Below are 24089 nucleotides of genomic sequence, written 5' to 3'. Positions count from 1 at the left end.
CTCTCCCACTCGGGTGCTGACACACCAGTGCTGGCTACGGCCTTTGCCCCGCACGCGTTCTATAACCTTACGATGAACCAGTTTGATGCGCGACAGCGCTACGTCGAAGATGTAGTGGGGCCTCCCACATTTTCTACCGCATTTATTCAGTTACAGCTGACCGTCGCGATCGCGGAAGCCCAGCAGATACAACACCCCATCCAACCCCAGGGTCGAAATCGCCTGCTTCGCCGACTGCTTCACCAACGGCTTGGCGCGGAACGCCACACCTAACCCGGCAATCGCCAGCATCGGCAAGTCATTCGCCCCATCGCCCACCGCAATGGTCTGCTCCAGACGCAAACCTTCCTTGTGAGCCAGCTCCTTCAGCAGATCTGCCTTGCGCTGTGCGTCGACAATCGGCTCCACGGCCACGCCAGTCACCTTGCCATCCACCACTTCCAACTCGTTGGCGAACACGTAGTCGATGCCCAGCTTGGCCTGCAATTGCTTGGCGAAGTAAGTGAAGCCACCCGACAGGATGGCGGTCTTGTAGCCCAGGCGCTTGAGTTCGGCGAACAGGGTTTCTGCGCCTTCGGTCAGGCGCAGGGACGCACCGATGGAGTCCAGCACGCTGACGTCCAGACCTTTGAGCAGCGCCAAGCGCTCCTTGAAGCTGGCGCGGAAGTCGAGTTCACCGGCCATGGCGCGCTCGGTAATTTCCGACACCTGCTCGCCGACGCCAGCAGCCTTGGCCAACTCGTCGATAACTTCGGCTTCGATCAGCGTGGAATCCATGTCGAACACCGCCAGGCGACGGTTGCGGCGGAACAATGAGTCTTCCTGGAAAGCGATATCCACGTTCAGTTCCTGCGCCACGCTGAGAAACTCGGCGCGCAGAGCTTGCGGGTCGGCTGGCTCACCGCGTACGGAGAACTCGATGCAGCCCTTGCCCTTGTCAGCGGGCGTGTCCAGCGGCATGCGACCCGACAAACGGTCGATATGGTCGATATTCAAACCATACTGCGCAGTGATCGAGCTGACACGCTGCAATTGCTCAGCGGTGACCTTGCGGGTCAACAGGGTCACGATGTGGCGCTTTTTGCCCTGGCCGGCCACCCACTGCTGGTAATCGGCTTCGGACACTGGGGTGAAACGCACCTGTTGATCCAGCTTGTACGCCGTAAACAGGATGTCCTTGAGTACCGATGACGCCTGTTCAGTGCTCGGGATCTCAACCAGAATGCCGAACGACAAGGTGTCGTGGATGACCGCTTGGCCGATGTCGAGAATGTTCACACCACCCTGGGCCAGCACACCGGTAATGGCTGCGGTCAGACCTGGGCGGTCTTCCCCCGTGATGTTAATCAGGACAATTTCGCGCAAGGCGCACCCCCAGGCTGGAAAAAAACCGCATTCTACCCACTTTCAGTGACCATCGGGCACAGCCAGCGCTTTGCCGGTCCTAGGGCTGTCGCTATACTGCGCGTCAACTTCACGGACCAAGAGCCGAGCGCAAGTGAACCGGCCCACGCCAGTAAAACCCGATAACTTCTTCCTGCTGATCTTCCGGGCACTGCGCCACCGCCGTGTACCGATCGCATTACGCATCGCCAGCCATAACGTGATCCTGGTCGCCCTGGCCCTGGTGATCTACGCCTGCGTGATGGGTTTGCAGTTCAAACAGGCCATGCACGAGCAAGCCGACGCCCTGGGCGAGAGCCTGACCACCCAGACCGCGACCTCGGCGACTGAGCTGCTGGTGTCCAACGACATCCTCAGCCTCAACGTGCTGCTCAACAACCTGACCAAAAACCCGCTGGTGGCCCATGCGGCCATCTATAGCGTGGACAACCGGATCATGGCCGAAGCGGGGCAACGCCCGAAAAACGGCCTGCTGGGTGAAGCCGAAGGGCTCTACCAGAGCAATATCACGTTTCAGGATGTAAAGGCCGGCCAACTGCGCATCAGCCTGGACATGCAGCAATTCCAGCAGCCGATGACCATCAGCCTGCAAAGCATGGGCATCCTCAGCGCGATCCTGCTGGCATTGGCCCTGGCGTTGAGCCTGCGCCTGGGCCGGCACATCTCTACGCCGCTGATGCAACTGCGCATCTGGCTGCGGGACATCGATGAAAACACCCCGGCCACTGATCGCCAGGATGAAATCGGCGACCTGGCCCGCCAACTGCACGCCAGCTTCGCCCCGGAACCGATAGTGCGTGAGGTTGAACCTGAGCCTGAGTTCGACGATACGGACTACGACGACGAGCCCGAATTTGAAGTGCAAGACGCTCCGGTAGCTGGCTTGAAGCCTGCCACCCGCCGCGCGTTCAAAGCTGAAGAAGACGATCTGGACGACGAAGACCCGTTCGCCGACCTGCGCGACACCTCGGCAAGCGCCCCGGCCATGGCGCCAAAACCGGCCCCGATCAAGAGCAAGGAACCCCAGTACAGCGCCGTACTGGCTGTGCAACTGGGTGCGCAGGACCAACTGCGTCGCCTGCCCCGTGCGCGCCTGACCGAATTGCTGGAACGCTACCGTGACTGTCTCGACCAGGCCGCTTCGCTGTACCAGAGCGAACTGCACACCCTGAACGATGGCAGCACGCTGATGTTGTTCCACAGCGAAGACAGCGGCGAGGACTACCTGACCAACGCTATCTGCTGCGGTGAACTGCTGCGCGCCCTGGGCCACGCCCTGCAAATCGAAGTGGCTGACAGCGGCATTACCCTGCAATTGCAACTGGGCCTGACCGTAGGCGACGACCTGTTCGGCATGAGCCAGATCGACCTGTTGCTGACCGAGATCGCCCAGGACGCCTTGGCCTTGTCGCAACATAGCCGCAATTTGCTGCTGGTGGAGCGCAAGATCAGCGAAGACACGCTGATCCGCCAACGCGCACGCATCCGCCCGATTGCCAGCCCAGAGGGCGCCAGCTGCGTGGAGCGGTTGATGGAGCCGTATCCGTCGATGCTGGAGCGGCAGTTGGCGCGGATGCACGAGACCCGCACCAAGAACTAACGCGCTCAGTCAAATCGTGTACAAACAAAAGGCCCGCTGAGTCAGCGGGCCTTTTGTTTGTGCGCGATTCAGATCAGAACCTGAACACTTCCATATCTGTACGAATCGGCACCGCCATCGGCATCTTCGGCTTCTGCGGCTCTGCCGGTTTGGCCTGTGCAGGGGCACTTTGCTTGCGGGGTGCCTCGGCGATCGGCGGCTGGTTGGCCAACGGCTTGAGCGCCACCGACAATTGCTGCGCCAGATGCTGCAGCAGCACACCCTGGGCCTGGACCTGGGACGCAGTGGTGCCGGCGTGTTCTTCCTGCAGATGCACGATGCGGTTATCGCGCACCTGGCCACGACGGTCGATCAAGCGCCATTGCGCATCGAGGATCGCCGGTTGCGATGTACCAGAGTCAAGCCGGGTAATCGTCAGCAACACCTGCACATCCGGGCTAAAACCGGTGGGCGCAGGCGCGAGTACAACACGCTGGCTATCCAAATGCCCCGCCACCTGGCGCAGCATCAATTGGCTGATGTCGGAGGACAAACTGCCCGCCCAGCGACCATCGGTGGAACCTCGCAGGCTGCCGTCGTTTTGACGTTGCAGCAGTGTTTCGCGTTGCAGGTAGTCGGCTACGACCACCGGCCCCAACAAAACGGCCAGGCCAGCGCTCTGTGCTGGCTGAGCCGGACTTCCGCTGTCCAGTTGGTACAGCGACACAGGCTGATGTGTGCTGCAACCCGCCAACCCCAAAAGGCCAGCGAGCACGAAAATAAAAGGAAGGCGTGGAGCAGTCATCATCCCATCCAGGTGGCTGCCACAAGGCGAACCACAATGTAATACTAAAAATAACCTAAACACGCTCGGCCACGCCGGCGCTGGAAAGGCCATATCATCCGTGAATATGCGCCATGACTCCAGCGCCAAAGCGTCGATCTACGCTTTAAATCGTAGATCGAGGGCTCTAAACCGCCTTAAACAGGCGTTTCCACCAATAAAGCATCCACTCGCTGGAAGCCACGTGGCAATTTGTTACCACGACGACCGCGCTCGCCCTTGTAATGTTCAAGGTCGTCAGGGCGCAGCGACAGGGTGCGTTTACCGGCTTGCAGCACCAGCGTGGAGCCTTCTGGTATGACAGCAATGTCGGTCACGTACTCTTCGCGGCTGGCAACCCGCTCGCCGGGGATACCAATAATCTTGTTGCCCTTGCCTTTACCCAGTTGCGGCAGGTCGCTGATCTTGAACACCAGCAAGCGCCCTTCGGTAGTGACCGACGCCAGCCAGTTGCTCTCGCGGTCGTCCACCGGCCGCGGGAGGATCACCTTGGCGTTGTTCGGCAGGTTCAGCAGGGCCTTGCCCGCCTTGTTCTTGGCCTGCAGGTCTTCACCCTTGACCACAAAACCGTAACCCGCGTCAGACGCAATCACGTATAGCGCATCGTCGTCCGGCAGCAGCACGCACTCGAAATTCGCCCCAGGCGGCGGTGTAAGGCGCCCAGTCAACGGCTCGCCCTGCCCCCGTGCGGATGGCAAGGTGTGGGCCGGCACCGAATAACTGCGCCCGGTGGAATCGATAAACACCGCAAACTGGTTGGAACGCCCGGCCGCAGCGGTCTTGAACCCGTCGCCAGCCTTGTACGACAAACCAGTGGCGTCGATATCATGCCCCTTGGCAGAGCGAACCCAACCCTTTTCCGACAGAACGACGGTGATTTTCTCGTTCGGCAGCAGCTCGGTCTCTGTCAGAGCCTTCGCTTCGGCGCGTTGCACGATCGGCGAACGGCGGTCGTCGCCATAGGTTTCGGCGTCTTTGATCAGCTCGCTGCGCACCAGTTTCTTCAGCTTGGCTTCACTGCCAAGCAGCGCTTGCAGCTTGGCTTGTTCCTTGAGCAGCGCGTCTTGTTCGTCGCGCAGCTTCATTTCTTCCAGTCGCGCCAACTGGCGCAAGCGGGTGTCGAGGATGTAGTCAGCCTGGATCTCGCTCAGCTCGAAACGCGCGATCAACTCGGCTTTCGGGTGCTCGGCGGTGCGGATGATGTGGATCACTTCATCCAGGTTGAGGTAGGCGATCAGCAAGCCGTCCAACAAGTGCAGGCGGCGCTCGACCTTATCCAGGCGGAATTGCAGGCGGCGGCGCACAGTGTTGACGCGGAATTCCAGCCATTCCACCAGCAGATTGCGCAGGTTTTTCAGCTGCGGCTTGCCATCCAGGCCAATGATGTTGACGTTGACCCGATAGCTCGACTCCAGGTCCGTGCTGGCGAACAGGTGCTGCATCAGCACTTCGTGGTCGACCCGGCTATTGGTCGGGATGATCACGATGCGGCATGGGTTTTCGTGGTCAGACTCGTCACGCAGGTCGGCAACCTGCGGCAGTTTCGACGGTTTCGCCTGCATCAACGCGGCGATCTGCTCCAGCACCTTGGCGCCCGACACCTGGTGCGGCAGCGCGGTGACAATAATGTCGCCGTCTTCAATGTGGTACACGGCGCGCATGCGCACCGAGCCTTTGCCGGTTTCGTACATCTTCAGCAGGTCGGCACGCGGCGTGATGATTTCCGCTTCGGTCGGGTAGTCCGGGCCCTGGATATGCTCGCAGAGCTGTTCGACCGTGGCTTTCGGCTCATCGAGCAAACGCACGCAGGCCGTGGCAACTTCGCGCAGGTTGTGCGGCGGCACATCGGTCGCCATGCCGACCGCAATACCGGTGGTGCCGTTGAGCAGGATATTCGGCAAACGTGCCGGCAACACCAGCGGTTCGTCGAGGGTACCGTCAAAGTTCGGACCCCAGTCTGCAGTGCCCTGGCCCAGCTCGCTGAGCAACACTTGCGAATAACGCGACAGGCGCGCCTCGGTGTAACGCATGGCGGCAAAGGACTTGGGATCATCCGGCGCACCCCAGTTACCCTGGCCGTCCACCAGGGTGTAGCGGTAGCTGAACGGCTGGGCCATCAGCACCATGGCTTCGTAGCACGCCGAATCGCCGTGGGGGTGGAACTTACCGAGCACGTCACCGACGGTACGCGCCGACTTCTTGTGCTTGGAATCGGCATCCAGGCCCAACTCACTCATGGCGTAGATGATGCGCCGTTGGACGGGCTTCAGGCCGTCGCCGATATGCGGCAAGGCACGGTCCATGATCACGTACATGGAGTAGTTGAGGTAGGCATTTTCGGTGAAGTCAGCCAGCGACCGGCGTTCTACGCCATCTAAGCTGTCTGCGAGGATGTCACTCATGCGGGCCTCATCATTGTCGGGTAAGGCGCAGCGGAACTGCCGCTGCGCCGGGTCAATTCAAAAAAACAGCGGTTCATGGCTGGGCGCTCCAACCACCGGCAGGGGCGGCGAAACGATAGACCACGGGGCGCTTTTCACCATCGGCACGCGGGCCGAAATTGTTGTCGATGCCCAGCCAGGCACCTTCTGCGTCCACCACCAGGGCTTCAGCCAGGCCGTAAGGCTGGGGATAACGCCGCTCGGGCGTCAGGGTTTCGTCGGCAAACGACCAGCACCGCTCGACCTTGGCCGTGACCGCATCACGCCGGCAAATCTGGAACGCATTGCGCTCCAGCGTGAACAGCTTGCCGTTGAACAGCGCCAGGTCGGCGAAATCCTTGGACACCGCCTTGGCGTTAGGGAACTGCGCCGGTTGTACTTCCTGGCCGGCCTGGCTCAACAATACACAGGGGCCGTCACAGTCCCATAAGCTTTGCGGACGCTTGATCGAAATCAGGCCGCGTCTTTCACGCTCGGCTGCCAGCCAAACCTGATTGCCCTCGGGATTGATCGCCAACCCCTCGAATAACGCATTAAAGTGCAACAACATGCCGCTGGCTCGCGCTTCACGCACCATGCCCGGCGCGATCTTCAACCACTCAGGCGCGCCCGTCACTGGCACTTGCAGCACCGCCGCATGGGCTTCACTGACAATGTAACGATTACCCACGGCATCGCAGGCAATGCCTTCAAAATCCAGGTCGCCGCCACGAATGAACGAGGCGGCCTTGGTGCGCGAACGCAACCCCCACGGCAACCCGGATTCCGGCACCGGTGGCACGTCGATCTTCACAACCTCGGCTTGCCAGGTCGGTGCGCTGATGTCCAGGCGGTAGATCTGGTCGTCATCGCGGTCGGAAACTGCCCACAGCTCGTGACCGCAGATGGCCAGGCCCGACAGGTTACCGCCGCGCATGCCGTCCACTGGGTGTTCGGAGAGAAGCTTGAGCTCTGCAACGGGCGCGGCGACCACCTTGGTGGCCGCCAGCCCGCTCAACATCAGGATCGCCAGGGCGAAACCTGTGCGCATCAGCCCAGCACCTCGGCCAGGTTGCCTTTGGATTCCAGCCAGGACTTGCGGTCCGGCGCGCGCTTCTTCGCCAGCAGCATGTCCATCATTTCGGACGTGGCGGCATAGTCTTCCAGGGTCAACTGCACCAGGCGCCGAGTGTTCGGGTCCATGGTGGTTTCGCGCAGTTGCGGTGGGTTCATTTCACCCAGGCCTTTGAATCGCGTGACCTGCGGCTTGCCGCGCTTCTTCTCGGCCACCAGGCGGTCGAGGATGCCATCGCGCTCGGCTTCGTCCAGGGCGTAGTAAATCTCCTTGCCCAAGTCGATACGGTACAGCGGCGGCATGGCGACGTAGACGTGGCCGGCATCCACCAACGGGCGGAAGTGCTGGACGAACAGCGCGCACAGCAACGTGGCGATGTGCAAGCCGTCGGAGTCGGCGTCGGCGAGGATGCAGATCTTGCCGTAGCGCAGCTGGCTGATATCGGCCGCGCCCGGGTCGACACCGATGGCCACGGCGATGTTATGCACTTCCTGGCTGGCCAGGACTTCGCTGCCATCGACTTCCCAGGTATTAAGGATCTTGCCGCGCAACGGCAGGATCGCCTGGAACTCCTTGTCCCGCGCTTGCTTGGCGGAACCACCGGCGGAGTCACCTTCCACCAGGAACAGCTCGGAGCGCATCGGGTCCTGCCCCGCGCAATCGGCCAGCTTGCCCGGCAGTGCCGGGCCCGCCGTGACGCGCTTGCGCTCGACCTTTTTACTGGCCTTGAGACGACGGCCGGCGTTGTTGATCGCCAGTTCCGCCAGGGCCAGGCCCAGCTCAGGGTGCTCGTTGAGCCACAGGCTGAATGCATCCTTGACCACACCGGAGACAAACGCTGCCGCCTCACGGGATGACAGACGCTCTTTGGTCTGGCCGGAGAATTGCGGCTCCTGCATCTTCATCGACAGTACGAACGCAATGCGCTCCCACACGTCTTCCGGCGCCAGCTTCACGCCGCGTGGCAGCAGGCTGCGGTACTCGCAGAATTCGCGCATGGCATCCAGCAGGCCTTGGCGCAAACCGTTGACGTGGGTACCGCCCTGGGCCGTCGGGATCAGGTTGACGTAGCTTTCCTGCACGCTGTCGCCACCTTCCGGCAGCCACAGCAGCGCCCAGTCGACGGCTTCTTTATTACCGGCCAGGCTGCCGCAGAACGGCTCGTTAGGCAGGCGCTCGAAATCGCTGACGGAATCTTCCAAGTAGGAGCGCAGGCCGTCTTCGTAGTGCCACTCGACCTTCTCGCCGGTGCCTTTGTCTTCAAAGGTCACCAGCAGGCCTGGGCACAGAACAGCCTTGGCTTTAAGTACGTGCTTGAGGCGGCTGATGGAGAACTTCGGCGAATCAAAGTATTTCGGGTCCGGCGCGAAGTACACGCTGGTGCCGGTGTTGCGCTTGCCAACGGTGCCGATCACCTGCAGGTCGGTGGCTTTGTAGCCATCGGCGAAGGTCATCTCGTACTCGTTGCCGTCGCGCTTGACCTTGACCCGGACGTGGTTCGACAGGGCGTTGACCACCGAAATACCCACACCGTGCAGGCCACCGGAGAATTGGTAGTTCTTGTTGGAGAACTTGCCGCCAGCATGCAGCTTGGTGAGGATCAGCTCGACGCCCGACACGCCTTCTTCAGGGTGAATGTCCACCGGCATGCCGCGACCATCGTCGGACACTTCCAGGGAGTGGTCAGCGTGGAGAATGACGTGCACCGACTTGGCGTGCCCCGCCAAGGCTTCGTCGACGCTGTTGTCGATAACTTCCTGGGCAAGGTGGTTCGGCCGACTGGTGTCGGTGTACATGCCGGGGCGTTTGCGCACCGGGTCGAGGCCCGAGAGGACTTCGATGGCGTCGGCGTTATAAGAGCTAGCGCTGGGAGTGGCCATGGGGTCTCGTCGTGAGTCGTTCGATTAAAAAATGACCTGCGACTTTACAGTGCTGCAAAGTCGAAGGATTGATACTGATCTGCGCCAATCCCGGCAAAGCTCAGCAGCGCCGGTAATTGCTGGGCGAACCCCTGGTAACCATGGTCGCCACCGGCCTGGATGCGCAAGGCACAGGCCCGGTAATACTGTTGGGCGAGGCGATAGTCCAGGGTTTCGTCCCCGGTCTGCAACCACACCTGATAACGCGCGGCGTCCTGGGGCGCCGGGACTTCCAGCTCCGCCAGCGCCGTCACGTGGTCGTGGGTCAGTTCCCAGGTTTCGTCGGTGTAGAGGTTCTTTTGGGTGCCCAAATAACCGTCGAACATCCGATGGGGGCTGACCGCAGGGTTCACCAGCAGCGCCTTGAGGCCATGGCGTTCGGCAAGATGGGTTGCATAGTAGCCGCCGAGTGAGCTGCCGACCAGCAGTGGCCGCCCCAGCTCAGCGATAGCGGTTTCCAACTGGGGAATCGCCTGACGGGGATGGTGATGCAGCGCCGGAACCCGCAACTGGCCGGAAAGGCCGATGGCCTCCATCACGGTGATCAACTGGCTGGCCTTGTTGGACGCCGGCGCGCTGTTGAAGCCGTGGATATACAGGATCGAAGCGGACATGCCGGGCTCTCCGTGACGTGGCCAAAGAGGCGCAGTTTACAGGGATCGGGGTGGTGTGTGAGTCCCCTATCGTCCAGCCGCTGCAGAACCAATGTGAGAGCGGGCTTGCTCGCGAAGGCGCTGGGTCAGCAAATACAGATGTCGACTGTTACACCGCATTCGCGAGCAAGCCCGCACACATTTTTGATCAGCGTTTACCGCTTTTAATAGCCGTTGCTGCCGTAGTCCACGGTAAATGCAAAATCCTGGACCCGCTCCACCCCCGTTTCCAACCGTCCGTCGGCATGCAAGCGCAACCAGCGATACCCCGGCGCCTGCTCGCTGACCTTGAAATCCTCGCTGCCCGGCGCGAACTGGATGCAAGTGGACGGCGACGCCAACAGCCGCACGCCGTTGCGATCGCGGTCGATCTCCTGGTGCACATGGCCCCAGAGCACCGCCCGTACCTGTGGAAAACGGTCGAGCACGGCAAATAAAGCATCGGGATTGCGCAGGCCAATGGGCTCCATCCAGGCGCAACCGATAGGCACCGGATGATGGTGAAAGCACACCAGATGATGCCGATTCGGCGCTTCGCTCAGGGCCTGGGCGAGCAATTGCAGTTGCTGGTCTTGCAGATAGCCCGGTACCGAACCGGGTACCGCCGAGTCCAGCAAGGTAACGCGCCAGTTACCGATATCCACCACCGGCTCCAGCAAGTCGCTGTGCATGGCGGCGTCGGCCATGATCTGCGGCTCGTCGTGATTACCGGGAATCCAGCGGGCCGGGGCACCGATGGGCGCGGTCATGTCGCGAAATTGCTGGTACGACTGCAATGTGCCGTCCTGGGACAAATCCCCCGTGGCCAACACCAAATCAATCCGGGGCTGCTGCGTTTGCACCAGCTCGATCACCCGTTGCAGGCTTTCACGGGTATTCATGCCCAGCAGCGTGCCATCGGCCTCGGCAAACAAATGGCTGTCGGACAGTTGCACCAGCAAGGCTGGCGCATCAGGACTCACAGTGGATACGCTCGGCAAGGCGCTCTCCCAAGGCAATCACAGGAATGGACGTTTGGCGTGATTATGCTGGGGCAGGACACAAAGAGGAAACCCATGAAGCGGACGCAGTTCACATCTACCGCACAGCTTCGAACTCATGGCCCAGGGCCAGGCAGTGGCTCAACCATTCACCGAGGAACACATTGAGCTGTGCTTTCTCATCGGGCTGGTGCATGAACACGTTGGGGTAAGGATAGATGCTGCGAAAGCGTCGCGCATGTTCGGCGCTGATCACTTCGGCCATGCGCGCATCATGGTAGACCTGCACTTCCAGCTGCGGCACCGGCAGCCATGGCAGGCTGTGTTCCTGGCGCACGCGCAGGGTGGTGGTGTACGGGCAGTTGACGATGACGTCCAGGGCCAGCACGCCAAGCATCTGGTCGCCATGGGTCACGCCGATGCGCCGAGCCGCAGGGGCGTGGCGCATGTCGGGGAGCAAGCGCATCAGCCGCGCATAGTTGGCCTCGCAGGCGGCTTGCAGCCCGATCAGGTCGACTCGATAACGTTCCCGTGCCTTTACTGCCATAACCCCCTCACTTCCGCGCGATTAAGCGCAAGCCATTGCAGGGCGATGATGCTGGCTGCGTTGGAAATTTTGCCGTCACGCACCGCTTGCAGGGCATCTTCGAAAGCCCATACGGTGACGCGGATATCTTCAGCTTCTTCTTCCAATCCATGGACGCCGCCTACACCGGCGCTGTCGCAACGGCCCAGGTACAAGTGCACATATTCAGTACTGCCGCCGGGCGAAGGGAAATATTTGGTGATCGGCCACAACGCAGAGAACGTCAGCCCAGCTTCCTCTTCGGCTTCGCGGTGTGCAACCTCCTCCGGTTGCTCGTCCTTGTCGATCAGGCCGGCGACCATTTCGATCAGCCAGGGGTTGCCGGTACGGCCCATGGCGCCGACGCGAAACTGTTCGTTCAACACCACTTCGTCGCGCTGCGGGTCGTAGGGCAATACGCACACGGCATCATGGCGCACAAAGACCTCGCGATTGATCACTCGGCTCATGCCACCATCAAATTTCTCGTGACGCAGCTGCAGGCGGTCGAGCTGGTAGAAGCCCTTGAAAGCATTGTCGCGCTGAACAATTTCAATCTTGCTCGGCGTCGATTTCGCAATGTCCGTCATATCCTTCCTCATTAGCCTGTGCAATTCGCGCCATCCTAACGCGCTCACGCCGGTTGGTGCAGCCCCTTTCCAGTTGCCGGGATAGACGGCGAGCGTCAAACTCAGGGGGGCGTTCTCAATTAGTTTCCCCGTCGCGCCGGGGAAACTAACTGAGAGCGCCCCCCTGATCAGCTTAGTGGCGAACTGACTGCCTTGCCGGTAGTCGAAGCTCCACAAATTTCGCTCTTATCGTTAGACGAAGGACATCCATGTCGCTTTTAAAAATCGCCTCCGTGGCCTGCATAGCATTGACCCTGGGTGCCTGCCAAAGCCTGTTCCAACCGAGCTTTAGCACACCGCTGGAAGCCACCCGCGACGCTACCGAGCAGAGCAAGCCGGGCTGCGCCAGCACCGATTGCCCGCTGGTGAATATCGACACCGTGCACTTTGCCAAGGAACCCAAGCTGGACGCTTTGATTGAACAGCGCCTGCTGGAAATGACCCAAACCGACCCGCTGCCGACGAGCCTTGCGACGTACAGCGAGCAGTTCCTGCGTACCGCTGCACCGCGCAATAGCATGTATTTGCAGGCCAAGGTACGGGAGCAGCATGACGGTCTGGTGATCATCGAGCTGTCCAGCTACCTGGACCAGGGTGCTACCCACGGCGAACCAGGCCGTGCGTTCATCAACTATTCGCGCCAGCAGCAAAAGGTGCTGACCCTGACCGACATGCTGTTGCCGGGCAAGGAGGACGCGTTCTGGAAAGCGGCCCAGGTGGCCCACAACAGCTGGCTGATCAGCACCCGCCTGAGCCTGGAGCCGGAGTTTGTGAAAACCTACCCCTTCCAGAAGACCCCGAACGTGGCGCTGACCTATGGTGGCGTGATCCTCAAGTACCCGACCACCACGATCGCCCCCTATGCCCTGGGCCATGTCGAGCTGCAGATCCCCTACTCGCGCCTGGACGGCATCCTCAGGCCTGAGCTGGTGCCCGCACGCCGCTGAAGATCCGACTCAGGATCAACTGCAACAGCCCTGCCAGCACCAGTGCCGGCAGGGTCGCGCCGATGTCCGGATACAGATTGGCCAGCAGGTGGTAAGTCGCGATGCCACCCAGCCAAGCCAATAACGCCGACCAGCGCAGGTTGGCGATTGCGCCCTGGCCACGGCGGCGCAGGATAAAGTGATCCACCAGCACCACGCCAAACAGCGGCGCAAACACCGAGCCGATCAATAGCAGGAAATTCTGGTACTGAGCCAACGGTGCAAAGCAGGCGATCAGGGTGCAGATGACGCCAATGGCCAATGCCAGGTGCTCGACCTTCAAGCGCAACAATATCCCGCTGGAGACTGCCGCCGAGTGAATATCGGCAAAGGCGTTTTCCGACTCATCCAACAGAATCAATAAAAGCGGAATGCCCAGGCCCGCCCCGGCCAAGGCCAGCAATAGCGCATTCACTTCACCGCTCGGCGCAAATGCCAGGGTGTACGCCACGCCCAGGCTCATCAGCCATAAATTACCGATAAAGAATCCAAGCGCAGTGCCGCCGAACACGCTTTTTGCGCGTTTGCCGAAGCGTGAGTAATCGGCGATCAGCGCCAGCCATGAGAGTGGCATGGCGATGGCGATATCGAAGCCCACGGCAAACGGCATCGAGCCGTCTCCAGCCTGGGCCCAGAGTGCAGCGAGGTCGGCTTTGGCGAACAGGTTCCAGGTGAGCCACACGCAGGCGGCAAGCAACAGCCAAATGCCCCATTTGCGCAGGATTTGCCGCACAAAAGTCAGTGGGCCGCTGACGGCCAGCAGGGTCGCCAAGCCGCCGAAAAACAGGGTCCATAACAAAGGACTGGCTAGCAGGTTGCCGTCGCTGAACGCCCGCGCGCCCAACAGGCTGGCAGCGTCGCGCATCACAATGATTTCAAACGAGCCCCAGCCGATCAGTTGCAGCAGGTTGAGCAGCGCCGGTAGGCTGGCGCCTTTGGTGCCGAGGCTGAGCTTGAGGGCGGCCATGGCGGACAGGCCGGTGTCACTGCCGATCACGCCGACGGCGGCCAGCAACAGCACACCGACCAAAGTGCCGAGGAAGATCGCCACCAAAGAGCCCGACAAGCCCAGGCCAGGCGCAAGCAATGCGCCGGTTTGCAGGACCATCAGGCCGATGCCAAGGGAGAACCAGAGGGAGAACAGGTCGCGGGCGCCGAAGACGCGCTTGTCAGCGGGGACTGCGATGTCCGGGGAGTAGGTGCTGGGTTGAATGCTCAAGGGGGTTATCTCTGAGGGACACTTTGTTGTTTGGGAGATCGCTATCGCGGGCAAGTCGAATCATCGCACCCACACTGGAATGCATTCCAAATGTGGGAGCCGGTCTTGCCCGCGATGGCGGCGGCACAGTCACCGCCGCCTCTGGATCAGACCTTCTTGTACAACTGACTGCCTTCCTGCTTGAACCGCTCCGCCTGCTCCGCCAACCCCTTGGCTACATCGACATCCACCGCTTCAATGCGCTGGTTGGCCGCGTACTCACGCACTTCCTGAGTGATTTTCATCGAGCAGAACTTCGGCCCGCACATCGAGCAGAAATGCGCGACCTTGGCCGAGTCCTTCGGCAGCGTTTCATCGTGATACGAACGCGCGGTGTCCGGGTCCAGGCCGAGGTTGAACTGGTCTTCCCAGCGGAACTCGAAGCGCGCCTTGCTCAAGGCGTTATCGCGGATCTGCGCACCTGGATGGCCTTTGGCGAGGTCAGCCGCGTGCGCAGCGATCTTGTAGGTGATGATCCCGGTCTTCACGTCATCCTTGTTTGGCAACCCCAGGTGCTCCTTGGGCGTGACATAGCAGAGCATCGCGCAACCGAACCAACCGATCATCGCCGCACCGATGCCGGAGGTGATGTGGTCGTAACCCGGCGCGATGTCAGTGGTCAGCGGGCCAAGGGTGTAGAACGGCGCCTCGTCGCAGCACTCGAGTTGCTTGTCCATGTTTTCCTTGATCAACTGCATCGGCACATGGCCAGGGCCTTCGATCATGGTCTGCACGTCGTGCTTCCAGGCGGTCTTGGTCAGTTCGCCAAGGGTTTCCAGCTCGCCGAATTGCGCGGCGTCGTTGGCGTCGGCAATCGAACCGGGACGCAGGCCATCGCCAAGGGAGAAGCTGACGTCATAGGCCTTCATGATTTCGCAGATTTCGTCGAAATGCGTGTAGGTGAAGTTCTCTTTGTGGTGGGCCAGGCACCACTTGGCCATGATCGAGCCGCCACGGGACACAATGCCGGTGACGCGCTTGGCGGTCAGCGGCACGTAGCGCAGCAACACGCCGGCGTGAATGGTGAAGTAATCGACGCCCTGCTCGGCCTGCTCGATCAGGGTGTCGCGGAACAGCTCCCAGGTCAGGTCTTCGGCGGCGCCGCCGACTTTTTCCAGGGCCTGGTAAATCGGCACTGTACCGATCGGCACCGGCGAGTTGCGGATGATCCACTCGCGGGTTTCGTGGATGTGCTTGCCGGTGGACAGGTCCATCACGGTGTCCGAGCCCCAGCGAATGCCCCAGGTCAGTTTCGCCACTTCTTCTTCGATGGACGAACCCAGGGCGCTGTTGCCGATGTTGCCGTTGATCTTCACCAGGAAGTTACGGCCGATAATCATCGGTTCCAGCTCGGTGTGGTTGATGTTGGCCGGGATAATTGCACGGCCACGGGCGATCTCTTCACGCACGAATTCGGGGGTGATGATCTTCGGCACGCTAGCGCCAAAGCTGTAGCCGGCGTGTTGCTGGTCGAGCAGGCCACTGGCGCGGGCTTCTTCAAGCTTCATGTTTTCGCGGATGGCGACGTATTCCATCTCAGCGGTGATGATGCCTTTGCGCGCGTAGTGCATCTGCGTGACGTTGGCGCCGGCCTTGGCGCGGCGCGGGTTCTTCACGTGGGCGAAGCGCAGCGCGGTCAACTCGGCATCGCTGAGGCGCTGTTGGCCGAAGTGCGAGCTCAGGCCGGGCAGGCGCTCGGTGTCGCCACGCACTTCGATCCACGGCGAACGTACATCGCCCAGGCCTTTGCGCACATCAATGATCACGTTAGGGTCGGTGTAGGGGCCGGAGGTGTCGTAGACGACGACGGGCGCGTTGATTTCACCGCCGAAATCGGTGGGGGTCACGTCCAGGCTGACTTCGCGCATCGGCACGCGGATGTCCGGGCGAGTGCCCTGCACGTAAATTTTTTGCGAGCGGGTAAAAGGTTGCACGGAGCCGGAGTCGACCTTGGCCGATTCACTCAGGTGCACGGTGTTTTTCAGTTTTGTACTTTTTTGTTCTGTGCTCATCACGGGCTCTCCAACTTATCCAGGCGGTGGATTTTTGTCGGAGCGAACCTGTGACGGATGGACGCACTGAAACCAGTGCTGTGCTTGGCGCACGAGGGCTGTTCGATTGTCGAACAACATCCCGGACGAAGCACAAGAGGACTCGCCGGGTGACGAGAAATCTTGTTCCCTACGCAGGCGCTAACCTGATCAGGTTCAACGGGATCCGGTATTTACCGATCTCAGCCTTCCAACAAGGCACCCCGACAAGAACGCAGCCAGTCTAGACCATGCCGTGGGCAAATTGCCAACACCCGAGCATTCAGCGTGATGAATGGCGCAATTACAGGATTGTTGTGCAGTGACAGCGCTACTACACTCGGCAACTGCCTCAAGGCTTGACGCTAGGGATTACTCGTCTTAGCTTTGAGCACCAAATTATAATCGTAATATTCAATCTAGGGATTGCCCATGCTGCGCAAACTTTCACTGGCGCTCGCCGTGTCTTGTGCAACCAACGGAATGGTCTGGGCAGCTGAAGCGCCCCTGTCGACCAAAACCGACTTGGTCAGCGTCTACCAGGAAGCTGTAGACAACAACGCCGACTTGGCCGCCGCCCGTGCTCAATATGGCGCACAAAAGGAAGTGGTGCCCCAGGCCCGCGCCGGGCTGCTGCCTAACCTGTCGGCTGGCGCCGATTCCAATAATGTGCGCAATGAATTTGATCAACCCGCCGCCAAGATCGACCGTGACGCTCATTCCTGGCGCGCGACCTTGAGCCAACCGATATTCCGTGCCGACCGCTGGTTTCAATTGCAAGCCGCTGAAGCCGTCAACGAACAGGCCGCGCTGCAACTCTCAGCCACCGAACAGAACTTGATCCTGCAAAGCGCCGAAAGCTACTTCAGTGTGCTGCGAGCCCAGGACAATCTGGCGACGACCAAAGCAGAAGAAGCAGCGTTCAAGCGCCAATTGGACCAATCCAACGAACGTTTCGACGTGGGTCTGTCGGATAAGACTGACGTACTGCAATCCCAGGCCAGCTATGACACGGCGCGCGCCAATCGCATTGTCGCCCAGCGCCAGGTGGATGATGCTTTCGAAGCGTTGATTACCCTGACAAACCGTCAGTACAACTCGATCCAGGGCATTGTCCACACGTTGCCGGTGCTGCCGCCGGCACCGAACGACGCCAAAAGCTGGGTCGAAACGGCAGGTCGCCAGAACCTCAACCTCCTCGCCAGCAACTACGCCGTCACCGCCGCCGAAGAAACCCTCAAGCAACGCAAGGCCGGGCATGCTCCAACCCTTGATGCGGTGGCGCAATACCAAAAGGGTGACAACGATGCCCTCGGCGCCAGCAACCCCAACGCTTTCGGCCCGGACTATCATGGCGACGCCTCGCGCCGGACCATCGGCTTGCAGTTGACTATCCCGATCTACAGCGGCGGCCTGACCAGCTCGCAGGTGCGTGAATCCTACTCGCGCCTGGGCCAGACCGAGCAGCAACGCGAAGGCCTGCGCCGCCAGGTGGTGGAAAACACCCGCAATCTGCACCGTGCGGTAAACACCGATGTGGAACAAGTACAGGCGCGCCGCCAGTCGATCATCTCCAACCAGAGCGCGGTGGAAGCCACGGAAATCGGCTATCAGGTGGGTACGCGCAACATCGTCGACGTGCTGGAATCACAGCGCCAGCTCTACGCCTCGGTGCGCAACTACAACAACAGCCGCTACGACTACATTCTCGACAACCTGCGTTTGAAGCAGGCAGCGGGCACCTTGAACCCAGGGGATCTGCAGGACCTGGCGCGCTACCTCAAGGTTGACTACAACCCGGATAAAGACTTCCTGCCACCAGACCTGGCCAAGGCCGCAGCCGAACAGCTCAAGGCCCGCCCGAATAATTAAGCACACCGCATGACCCATTTGCGAGCTGGCTTGCCTGCGATGCAGACGCCTCGGTACTTCTGGTACACCGAGGCGATGCTATCGCAGCCAAGCCAGCGCCCACATTTGATTGGTGTTGTCAGCGGGCAAGCAGTTTGTCCAAACCATCCAGCAAACGCTTGAGCGCGCCCTGATTGGCCTGCATCACCTTAAGGCCAGCCTGGGCCATCTTGCGTGCATCCTGCGGTAGCTCGAACAGCTGGCGCACGGCTTCGGCCAGTCCTTGGGCATCATCCACCTCTAGCAACGCCCCGGCTTCCCGCATCATCGCGGTGATTTCGAGGAAGTTGAACACGTGCGGCCCCATGATCACGGGTTTGGCCAACGCTGCCGGCTCCAAAGGGTTGTGCCCACCGGTCGCCACCAGGCTGCCGCCAACAAACGCGCTGTCGGCCAACGCATAGAGAAACAGCAGCTCACCCATGGTATCGCCGAGCAACACTGACGTTTGCGCGGTAACCGGTTCGCCGCTGGAACGGCGCACGGTAGCAAAGCCTTGCTGCTCGCACAGTTCAAACATCGGACCGAAGCGTTCCTGATGGCGCGGCACCAGAATCAGCAACGCGTTGGGATAGCTGTCGAGCAGCTGGCGATGGGCAGCCAGCACCACCTCATCTTCACCTTCGTGGGTGCTGGCGGCGATCCACACCGGACGCTCGCTGGCGCCCCATTGTTCGCGCAACGCAGCAGCTCGCACCGGCAACTGGGGGTCGATGGTCAGGTCGAATTTGATCGAGCCGGTGACGTCGACGGTTTCCGGACGAGCCCCCAGGCTAAGGAAACGCTGGGCTTCGGTTTGCGTCTGCACGGCGAACAGGCTCAGCTCAGACAGCATCGGCGCCGTCAGCTTGGCGAAGCGCCCGTAACCCTTGGCCGAACGCGCCGACAATCGCGCGTTCGCCAACGCCACCGGGATCCCGCGCTGGGCGCAAGCGTGGATATGGTTGGGCCACAACTCGGTTTCCATGATCACCGCGAGTTTCGGCTGCACACGATCAAGAAAACGCTTGGCCGCATACGGCAAGTCATACGGCAAGTAGCAGTGCTGAATGCGCGGCTCGTTGGCGAACAGCGCCTGGAGGCGCTCGGAACCGGTGGGCGTCATGCAGGTGACGGTGATTGGCAGCTCTGGATAACGCGCAAGCAACCCCCGAACCATCGGCGCAGCAGCGATGCTTTCGCCCACCGACACCGCATGCACCCAGATCCCGCCCGGTTGCATCACCGGCAAGCCATAGGAAAAGCGCTCGCCGACGCGTTTGGCATAGGCCGGCGCCTTGCGCGCACGCAACCACAGACGTAAAGCCACCAACGGCAGCGCCAGGTAAAACAGACAGCTGTAGAGAGTTCTATTCATGGCGCCGGAGTTTATCGGCTTTTTCAGTCGATCGCCTGCAAGCACTCAGCAAAACGTTTGGCCAGGAAGCGCGCGGCGGGCCCCAAGTGCTCGTCGCGGCGCCACACCAATTCCACCACCAGGGCCGGCGGCGTCCATTCGCTGTCCAATTCGACCATTTGTTGCTGATAAGTCGGGTACTGCACGATATGCCGGGGCAGCCAGGCCCAGCCAAGGCCACTCATCAGCCATTCGGCCAGCACGTAGAAGCTGTCGGCGCGCCACACCAGCGGGCTGGCGGCTTCACTGCCGGGGTAAACGCTGGTCTGGGTCGACATCAGCAGTTGGCGAAATTGCGCAAGGCGCTGGCAATCCACGTACTTTTCCTTGGCCAGCGGGTGATTGACACCGCATACCGTGACCATCTCCACACTGCCGACTACTCGCCGCTCGAGTGCTTCGGGGATCTGGTCGTGATAGAACAACAGGCCCAGGTCCGCCTTGCGCTCCACCAACTTGCGCGCGACATCACCCTGGGCGGCGCTGGACAGTTGCACTTCCAGGAGCGGGTACTGCCCCGCCAGCGCCTCAAGGCTATCGAGGACCGGCTGGAACAACATGGCTTCATCCTGAGCCAGGCGCAAGCAAGCCTCCTCGCCGCGCGTCAATGACAGCGCCCGGCCATTGAGCCGCTCGCATTGGCGCAGCACTTCGCGTGCTTCTTCCAGCAACACGCTGCCGGCTTCAGTCAGCCGCGGTTGGCGGCCACTGCTGCGCTCGAACAGGCTGACGCCCAGGTCCGCCTCCAGCATGGCAATCGCGTTGCTGACTGCCGATTGGGCCTTGCGCTGCTCACGCGCCACCGCCGAAAACGAACGCTGCTCGGCGACGCTGACAAATAGGCGCATCTGCTCCAGATCCCACTGCACGCTCATGGCTCAACCCATCTCTAATTCGGATAGGTAATGACTTTACCCCATCTGATAAAACTCTAAAATGCCAGCCTTATCTGATTGCTTTACCCCGAGGATTGACCCATGAACGCCGCCTACTATTACTTGGCAATCGCCATTTGCTCGGAAGTGATCGCCACCGTTTCGATGAAGGCCATCAAGGGCTGGAGCACGCCAATTCCCCTGCTGCTGGTGATCGTCGGTTACGGCGTGGCATTCTGGATGCTGACGTTGGTGGTGCGCACGGTACCGGTCGGCGTGGCCTACGCGGTGTGGGCCGGGATGGGCATTGTGATGGTGAGCATCGCGGCGCTGTTTATTTATGGGCAGAAGCTGGATATCCCGTCGGTGCTGGGAATGGGCCTGATTGTGCTTGGGGTTGTGGTGATACAACTCTTTTCGAAAACAGCAGGGCATTGAGGCGATAGCCAGCGGCAAGTTTCAAGCTACAAGCGGCAAGAAAAAGCAACGCGGTTCGCTTCTAACTTGCCGCTTGCAGCTGATAACTACCAGCTGCGCGCTATACTAGCGCTCCTTTTTCTACGCCAGAGGTCCCGCGCGCATGCCTATTTCCACCGACGTTCTGATTGTCGGCGCCGGGGTTGCCGGCCTCTGGCTGAATGCGCGCCTGCGCCGCCAGGGCTTTTCCACGGTGGTCGTGGAAAGCGCCACCCTGGGTGGCGGGCAAAGCGTGAAGTCCCAGGGGATCATTCACGGGGGTGCGAAATACGCCCTGCACGGTGCCCTTACCGGCGCTTCTGAAGCGATTGCCGATATGCCGCGCCGCTGGCGTGAAGCGCTGGCAGGTAACGGTGAGCTGGATTTGTCCGGCGTACGCTTGCTGTCCGAGGCCCATTACCTGTGGTCCCCCGGCACGCTCGCTGGCAACCTCACCAGTTTCTTCGCCAGCAAAGCAGTGCGCGGCCGTGTCGACCAGGTCAAGGGCGATGACCTGCCACCCGCCCTGCAAGACCGCCGCTTCAAAGGCAAGGTCTATCGCTTGGCCGAACTGGTGGTGGATGTACCGAGCCTGATCGAACGCCTGGCACAACTGGCCGGCGACGGGTTGCTCGCCGGGCAACAGATTGAACCGTTGCTGGAAGGCGACGCGCTGGTGGGTTTGAAGGTCGACGGTCGCGACATTCGCGCCCAACGCATCGTGTTGAGCGCCGGCGCCGGCACGGCAGATTTGCTGACCGCGCTGGGCATCAGCCAGCCAGCCATGCAAAAACGTCCATTGCACATGATCATCGCCAAAGGGCCCGGCCTGAAGCCGTTGTACGCCCACTGCCTCGGCGGCGGCACCAAGCCACGCATCACCGTCACCACTCACCCGGCGGCTGATGGCAATTGGGTGTGGTACATGGGCGGCGACATTGCCGAAGCCGATGGCGTGGCGCGCACCCCACAAGAACAGATCGCCACCGCGCAGAAAGAGCTTGCTCAGCTGTTGCCATGGATCGACATGAGCCAGACCCAGTGGACCACCCTGCGCGTCGACCGTGCCGAACCATTGCAATCAGGCTTATCCCGCCCCGACAACGCCTTCATCGCCGAGCAAGGCCGGCTGCTAGTGGGCTGGCCGACCAAGCTGGCGTTGGCGCCTGACTTCGCTGATCGGGTGATCGACAGCCTGGCGCGTGATGGCATCCGCCCAAGCGCCAGCGAGCCACTGCCCGCGCTGCCAAAACCCGCCATCGGCGTACCTGCCTGGGAGCAACTGTTGCCATGAGCCTGCCAACCCTGCACGACCTGCATCGCCCCTTGGGCAGCACCGGCCTGCTGGTCTCGCCGCTGGGCCTGGGCACCGTCAAGCTGGGTCGCGATCAAGGGGTGAAATACCCCAGCGGTTTCCAGATTCCCGGTGACGACGAGGCCCGTATGCTGTTGCGTCAGGCCCGTGAACTGGGCATCAACCTGATCGATACCGCACCGGCTTATGGCATGAGTGAAGAACGCCTGGGGCCGCTGCTGCGGGATCAGCGCAAGGACTGGGTGATTGTCAGCAAGGTCGGTGAAGAGTTCGAGAATGGCGCGTCCAGCCACGACTTCAGCGCGGTTCATACGCGGATGTCGATTGAACGCAGCCTGAAACGCCTTGAAACTGATTTTATCGACCTTGTGCTGGTGCATTCTGACGGTAATGACCTGCATATCCTCAACGACTGTGAGGTCTACCAGACCCTGGCCGATCTGAAAAAGGAAGGCAAGATTCGCGGTTTCGGGTTTTCCGGCAAAACCGCCGAAGGCGGTGTGAAGGCTCTGGAACAGGGCGATTGCGCGATGGTCACCTACAATTTGAACGAACAGGCCGAGAAAGCCGTCATTGAGTATGCGGCGGCACACGGCAAGGGCATCCTGGTGAAAAAGGCCCTGGCCAGTGGTCACGTATGCCTTGCGCCTGGAGTGGATCCAATTCGCGCCAGTTTCACGTTGTTGTTTGCGCAAACCGGCGTCGCCAGTGCTATTGTCGGGACCATTAATCCGCTGCACCTGGCCCATAACGTGGCGACCGCTGCCCAAGTCATTCGTCAACTCTGATGCCGCCGACGCGGCCGACCCCGTCGCAAGAAGGAGCCGACATGGCGCGTACGCTCATAAGAAAAAACCCCAGCAACTTCAAAACACTGCCGCTGCACGTCGAAGCTACCCCCGAAGGCCTGAGCTACCAGAGCGTCGGCATGCCGCTCAACTTTGCCCAGACCCTGCAGCGGCGCAAGCCGGTGGAGGTGGCAGACCCCGAGCGCTTCGCGCTCGAACTGGCCAACCTGGGGGTTTCGGTACGCCTGACCCTGCATTGGCAGAACCGCGATTACTGGGTGCTGGTACGCCAACGCCGGCAGGACCGTGGCGATGTGGTGCTCAAGCTGATTTCCGGCTACGTGCCCGCCCATGAACTGAACCTGCCGCTGCACACTGCCATCCAGGAAATTGCCGAAGAGTGCCTGCTGGAGACGCCGGAAGGCTGGCTCAGCGGGCGCTTCAATGACACCTGGCTGCCGGCGCCCTACTCGGCCGCGCTGCGTTACCGCGAAGCGCTGCCGTTTCGCCTGAGCCCCTTGTCCGGCGCTGCCCGCCCGGTGCGTTGTGCCACAACCCAGTTGATCGAACGCCCGCGTGCCTACGTGCACTTGCCCACCGCATCGCTGCAATTGATTTACGACCTGCGCCTGGAAGTGCCCAAGGAAGCCAAATCCCTGAGCCTGTTCCATGTGGACGAGCGCCTGGAAGGTGATCAACTGGTCGCGCGCCTGGACCGCAAGCGGCCGGACCTGTACCTGATGCCACTCAAAGACGGCCAACCCTTGGCCGAGCTGTACACCGTCAAGAAGGACCAGCTGTATCCAGCGAGCACCCGGGGGTTGTACCTCGCAGAAAGCTTCGCCCAGCAGGAAGGCTGGGTGGTGCGTGAGGAGCGGATTCGCTGGAAGGATTGGCTGCGCCAGCAAGGGCTCGCGGTGCCGGAGAAAGAATCGAAATTGAAGCGCTTGGCAAAGCGGGTGCTGCGCAAAATCGTGCCGAAGAAAAAAGCCAAGGCTTAACACGA

The 24089-nt window shown here is 61.0% G+C and carries 20 protein-coding genes and 1 riboswitch; of the genes, 7 read left to right on the top strand and 13 right to left on the bottom strand.

Annotation, left to right across the window (positions count from 1 at the left end):
- Nucleotides 1–150 precede the first annotated feature (150 nt).
- A complete protein-coding gene (gene serB / locus AACY08_RS10150; RefSeq protein ID WP_027604912.1) occupies nucleotides 151–1365 on the bottom strand; it encodes a phosphoserine phosphatase SerB in 1215 nt (404 codons plus the stop codon).
- A gap of 133 nt (nucleotides 1366–1498) precedes the next feature.
- On the opposite strand from serB, the gene AACY08_RS10145 reads away from it, so the two are divergent.
- On the top strand, nucleotides 1499–3004 hold the full coding sequence (locus AACY08_RS10145) for an AhpA/YtjB family protein (RefSeq protein WP_339469307.1): 1506 nt from the start codon (nucleotides 1499–1501) through the stop codon (nucleotides 3002–3004).
- A gap of 73 nt (nucleotides 3005–3077) precedes the next feature.
- On the opposite strand, the gene AACY08_RS10140 is transcribed toward AACY08_RS10145, so the two are convergent.
- From AACY08_RS10140 to AACY08_RS10105, 8 genes are all read right to left on the bottom strand, one after another.
- Nucleotides 3078–3788 carry a PqiC family protein gene (locus AACY08_RS10140; RefSeq protein ID WP_339435810.1) on the bottom strand — a complete coding sequence of 237 codons (711 nt, stop codon included), beginning with the start codon at nucleotides 3786–3788 and terminating at the stop codon, nucleotides 3078–3080.
- 176 nt (nucleotides 3789–3964) lie between these two features.
- Nucleotides 3965–6229, bottom strand: a complete 2265-nt coding sequence (gene parC / locus AACY08_RS10135) for a DNA topoisomerase IV subunit A (protein WP_339415637.1) — start codon at nucleotides 6227–6229, stop codon at nucleotides 3965–3967.
- 73 nt (nucleotides 6230–6302) lie between these two features.
- Nucleotides 6303–7298 carry an esterase-like activity of phytase family protein gene (locus tag AACY08_RS10130; protein WP_339469305.1) on the bottom strand — a complete coding sequence of 332 codons (996 nt, stop codon included), beginning with the start codon at nucleotides 7296–7298 and terminating at the stop codon, nucleotides 6303–6305.
- On the bottom strand, nucleotides 7298–9202 hold the full coding sequence (gene parE, locus AACY08_RS10125) for a DNA topoisomerase IV subunit B (protein WP_339469304.1): 1905 nt from the start codon (nucleotides 9200–9202) through the stop codon (nucleotides 7298–7300). The genes AACY08_RS10130 and parE overlap by 1 nt, the downstream gene beginning before the upstream one ends.
- Nucleotides 9203–9246: 44 nt before the next feature.
- Nucleotides 9247–9855, bottom strand: a complete 609-nt coding sequence (locus AACY08_RS10120; RefSeq protein ID WP_339415634.1) for a YqiA/YcfP family alpha/beta fold hydrolase — start codon at nucleotides 9853–9855, stop codon at nucleotides 9247–9249.
- Between the two features lie 203 nt (nucleotides 9856–10058).
- A complete protein-coding gene (gene cpdA, locus AACY08_RS10115; RefSeq protein ID WP_339469302.1) occupies nucleotides 10059–10874 on the bottom strand; it encodes a 3',5'-cyclic-AMP phosphodiesterase in 816 nt (271 codons plus the stop codon).
- Between the two features lie 97 nt (nucleotides 10875–10971).
- Nucleotides 10972–11421, bottom strand: a complete 450-nt coding sequence (locus tag AACY08_RS10110) for a DUF1249 domain-containing protein (protein WP_339415632.1) — start codon at nucleotides 11419–11421, stop codon at nucleotides 10972–10974.
- A complete protein-coding gene (locus tag AACY08_RS10105; RefSeq protein ID WP_339469310.1) occupies nucleotides 11412–12029 on the bottom strand; it encodes an NUDIX domain-containing protein in 618 nt (205 codons plus the stop codon). The genes AACY08_RS10110 and AACY08_RS10105 overlap by 10 nt, the downstream gene beginning before the upstream one ends.
- A gap of 248 nt (nucleotides 12030–12277) precedes the next feature.
- On the opposite strand from AACY08_RS10105, the gene AACY08_RS10100 reads away from it, so the two are divergent.
- Nucleotides 12278–13015, top strand: coding sequence for an RsiV family protein (locus tag AACY08_RS10100; protein WP_339469301.1), 738 nt, complete (start codon nucleotides 12278–12280; stop codon nucleotides 13013–13015).
- Here AACY08_RS10100 and cytX read toward each other — a convergent pair.
- Nucleotides 12984–14273, bottom strand: coding sequence for a putative hydroxymethylpyrimidine transporter CytX (cytX, locus tag AACY08_RS10095; protein ID WP_339469300.1), 1290 nt, complete (start codon nucleotides 14271–14273; stop codon nucleotides 12984–12986). The two genes, AACY08_RS10100 and cytX, sit on opposite strands and share 32 nt — an antisense overlap.
- Nucleotides 14274–14419: 146 nt before the next feature.
- Nucleotides 14420–16324, bottom strand: coding sequence for a phosphomethylpyrimidine synthase ThiC (thiC, locus tag AACY08_RS10090; RefSeq protein ID WP_339415628.1), 1905 nt, complete (start codon nucleotides 16322–16324; stop codon nucleotides 14420–14422).
- Between the two features lie 149 nt (nucleotides 16325–16473).
- Nucleotides 16474–16579: riboswitch (TPP riboswitch) on the bottom strand.
- 195 nt (nucleotides 16580–16774) lie between these two features.
- On the opposite strand from thiC, the gene AACY08_RS10085 reads away from it, so the two are divergent.
- Nucleotides 16775–18214 carry a TolC family outer membrane protein gene (locus AACY08_RS10085; protein WP_339469298.1) on the top strand — a complete coding sequence of 480 codons (1440 nt, stop codon included), beginning with the start codon at nucleotides 16775–16777 and terminating at the stop codon, nucleotides 18212–18214.
- 118 nt (nucleotides 18215–18332) lie between these two features.
- Here AACY08_RS10085 and waaA read toward each other — a convergent pair whose 3' ends face one another.
- Nucleotides 18333–19610: a lipid IV(A) 3-deoxy-D-manno-octulosonic acid transferase gene (gene waaA, locus AACY08_RS10080; RefSeq protein WP_339469297.1), complete on the bottom strand. Its 1278-nt coding sequence runs from the start codon at nucleotides 19608–19610 to the stop codon at nucleotides 18333–18335.
- Between the two features lie 23 nt (nucleotides 19611–19633).
- Nucleotides 19634–20524, bottom strand: a complete 891-nt coding sequence (locus AACY08_RS10075; RefSeq protein ID WP_065879892.1) for a LysR family transcriptional regulator — start codon at nucleotides 20522–20524, stop codon at nucleotides 19634–19636.
- Between the two features lie 102 nt (nucleotides 20525–20626).
- On the opposite strand from AACY08_RS10075, the gene AACY08_RS10070 reads away from it, so the two are divergent.
- The 4 genes from AACY08_RS10070 to AACY08_RS10055 all read left to right on the top strand — a co-directional run bounded on the left by AACY08_RS10070 (nucleotide 20627) and on the right by AACY08_RS10055 (nucleotide 24084).
- Nucleotides 20627–20962 (top strand): DMT family transporter, encoded by a 336-nt coding sequence (locus tag AACY08_RS10070; protein WP_339469296.1) that lies wholly within the window; start codon nucleotides 20627–20629, stop codon nucleotides 20960–20962.
- A 142-nt stretch (nucleotides 20963–21104) separates the two neighbouring features.
- A complete protein-coding gene (locus AACY08_RS10065) occupies nucleotides 21105–22274 on the top strand; it encodes an NAD(P)/FAD-dependent oxidoreductase (RefSeq protein WP_339469295.1) in 1170 nt (389 codons plus the stop codon).
- Nucleotides 22271–23083: an aldo/keto reductase gene (locus AACY08_RS10060; protein ID WP_339469294.1), complete on the top strand. Its 813-nt coding sequence runs from the start codon at nucleotides 22271–22273 to the stop codon at nucleotides 23081–23083. The genes AACY08_RS10065 and AACY08_RS10060 overlap by 4 nt, the downstream gene beginning before the upstream one ends.
- Nucleotides 23084–23124: 41 nt before the next feature.
- Entirely contained in the window at nucleotides 23125–24084 is a 960-nt protein-coding gene (locus AACY08_RS10055; protein ID WP_339469292.1) for a metal ABC transporter ATPase, read from the top strand.
- Nucleotides 24085–24089 lie beyond the last annotated feature (5 nt).

The sequence above is a fragment of the Pseudomonas sp. EL_65y_Pfl1_R83 genome (genome assembly GCF_963970695.1).
Taxonomy (GTDB): domain Bacteria; phylum Pseudomonadota; class Gammaproteobacteria; order Pseudomonadales; family Pseudomonadaceae; genus Aquipseudomonas; species Aquipseudomonas tritici.
This window is presented reverse-complemented; position numbering and strand designations above follow the sequence as displayed.

Coding starts and splice junctions, on each gene's coding strand:
- AACY08_RS10110 (WP_339415632.1), bottom strand. CDS start 11,421: ATGGCAGTAAAGGCACGGGAACGTTATCGAGTCGACCTGATCGGGCTG.
- AACY08_RS10075 (WP_065879892.1), bottom strand. CDS start 20,524: ATGAGCGTGCAGTGGGATCTGGAGCAGATGCGCCTATTTGTCAGCGTC.
- AACY08_RS10070 (WP_339469296.1), top strand. CDS start 20,627: ATGAACGCCGCCTACTATTACTTGGCAATCGCCATTTGCTCGGAAGTG.
- AACY08_RS10105 (WP_339469310.1), bottom strand. CDS start 12,029: ATGACGGACATTGCGAAATCGACGCCGAGCAAGATTGAAATTGTTCAG.
- waaA (WP_339469297.1), bottom strand. CDS start 19,610: ATGAATAGAACTCTCTACAGCTGTCTGTTTTACCTGGCGCTGCCGTTG.
- AACY08_RS10130 (WP_339469305.1), bottom strand. CDS start 7,298: ATGCGCACAGGTTTCGCCCTGGCGATCCTGATGTTGAGCGGGCTGGCG.
- AACY08_RS10085 (WP_339469298.1), top strand. CDS start 16,775: ATGCTGCGCAAACTTTCACTGGCGCTCGCCGTGTCTTGTGCAACCAAC.
- AACY08_RS10060 (WP_339469294.1), top strand. CDS start 22,271: ATGAGCCTGCCAACCCTGCACGACCTGCATCGCCCCTTGGGCAGCACC.
- AACY08_RS10100 (WP_339469301.1), top strand. CDS start 12,278: ATGTCGCTTTTAAAAATCGCCTCCGTGGCCTGCATAGCATTGACCCTG.
- parE (WP_339469304.1), bottom strand. CDS start 9,202: ATGGCCACTCCCAGCGCTAGCTCTTATAACGCCGACGCCATCGAAGTC.
- thiC (WP_339415628.1), bottom strand. CDS start 16,324: ATGAGCACAGAACAAAAAAGTACAAAACTGAAAAACACCGTGCACCTG.
- AACY08_RS10065 (WP_339469295.1), top strand. CDS start 21,105: ATGCCTATTTCCACCGACGTTCTGATTGTCGGCGCCGGGGTTGCCGGC.
- AACY08_RS10140 (WP_339435810.1), bottom strand. CDS start 3,788: ATGACTGCTCCACGCCTTCCTTTTATTTTCGTGCTCGCTGGCCTTTTG.
- AACY08_RS10055 (WP_339469292.1), top strand. CDS start 23,125: ATGGCGCGTACGCTCATAAGAAAAAACCCCAGCAACTTCAAAACACTG.
- AACY08_RS10120 (WP_339415634.1), bottom strand. CDS start 9,855: ATGTCCGCTTCGATCCTGTATATCCACGGCTTCAACAGCGCGCCGGCG.
- parC (WP_339415637.1), bottom strand. CDS start 6,229: ATGAGTGACATCCTCGCAGACAGCTTAGATGGCGTAGAACGCCGGTCG.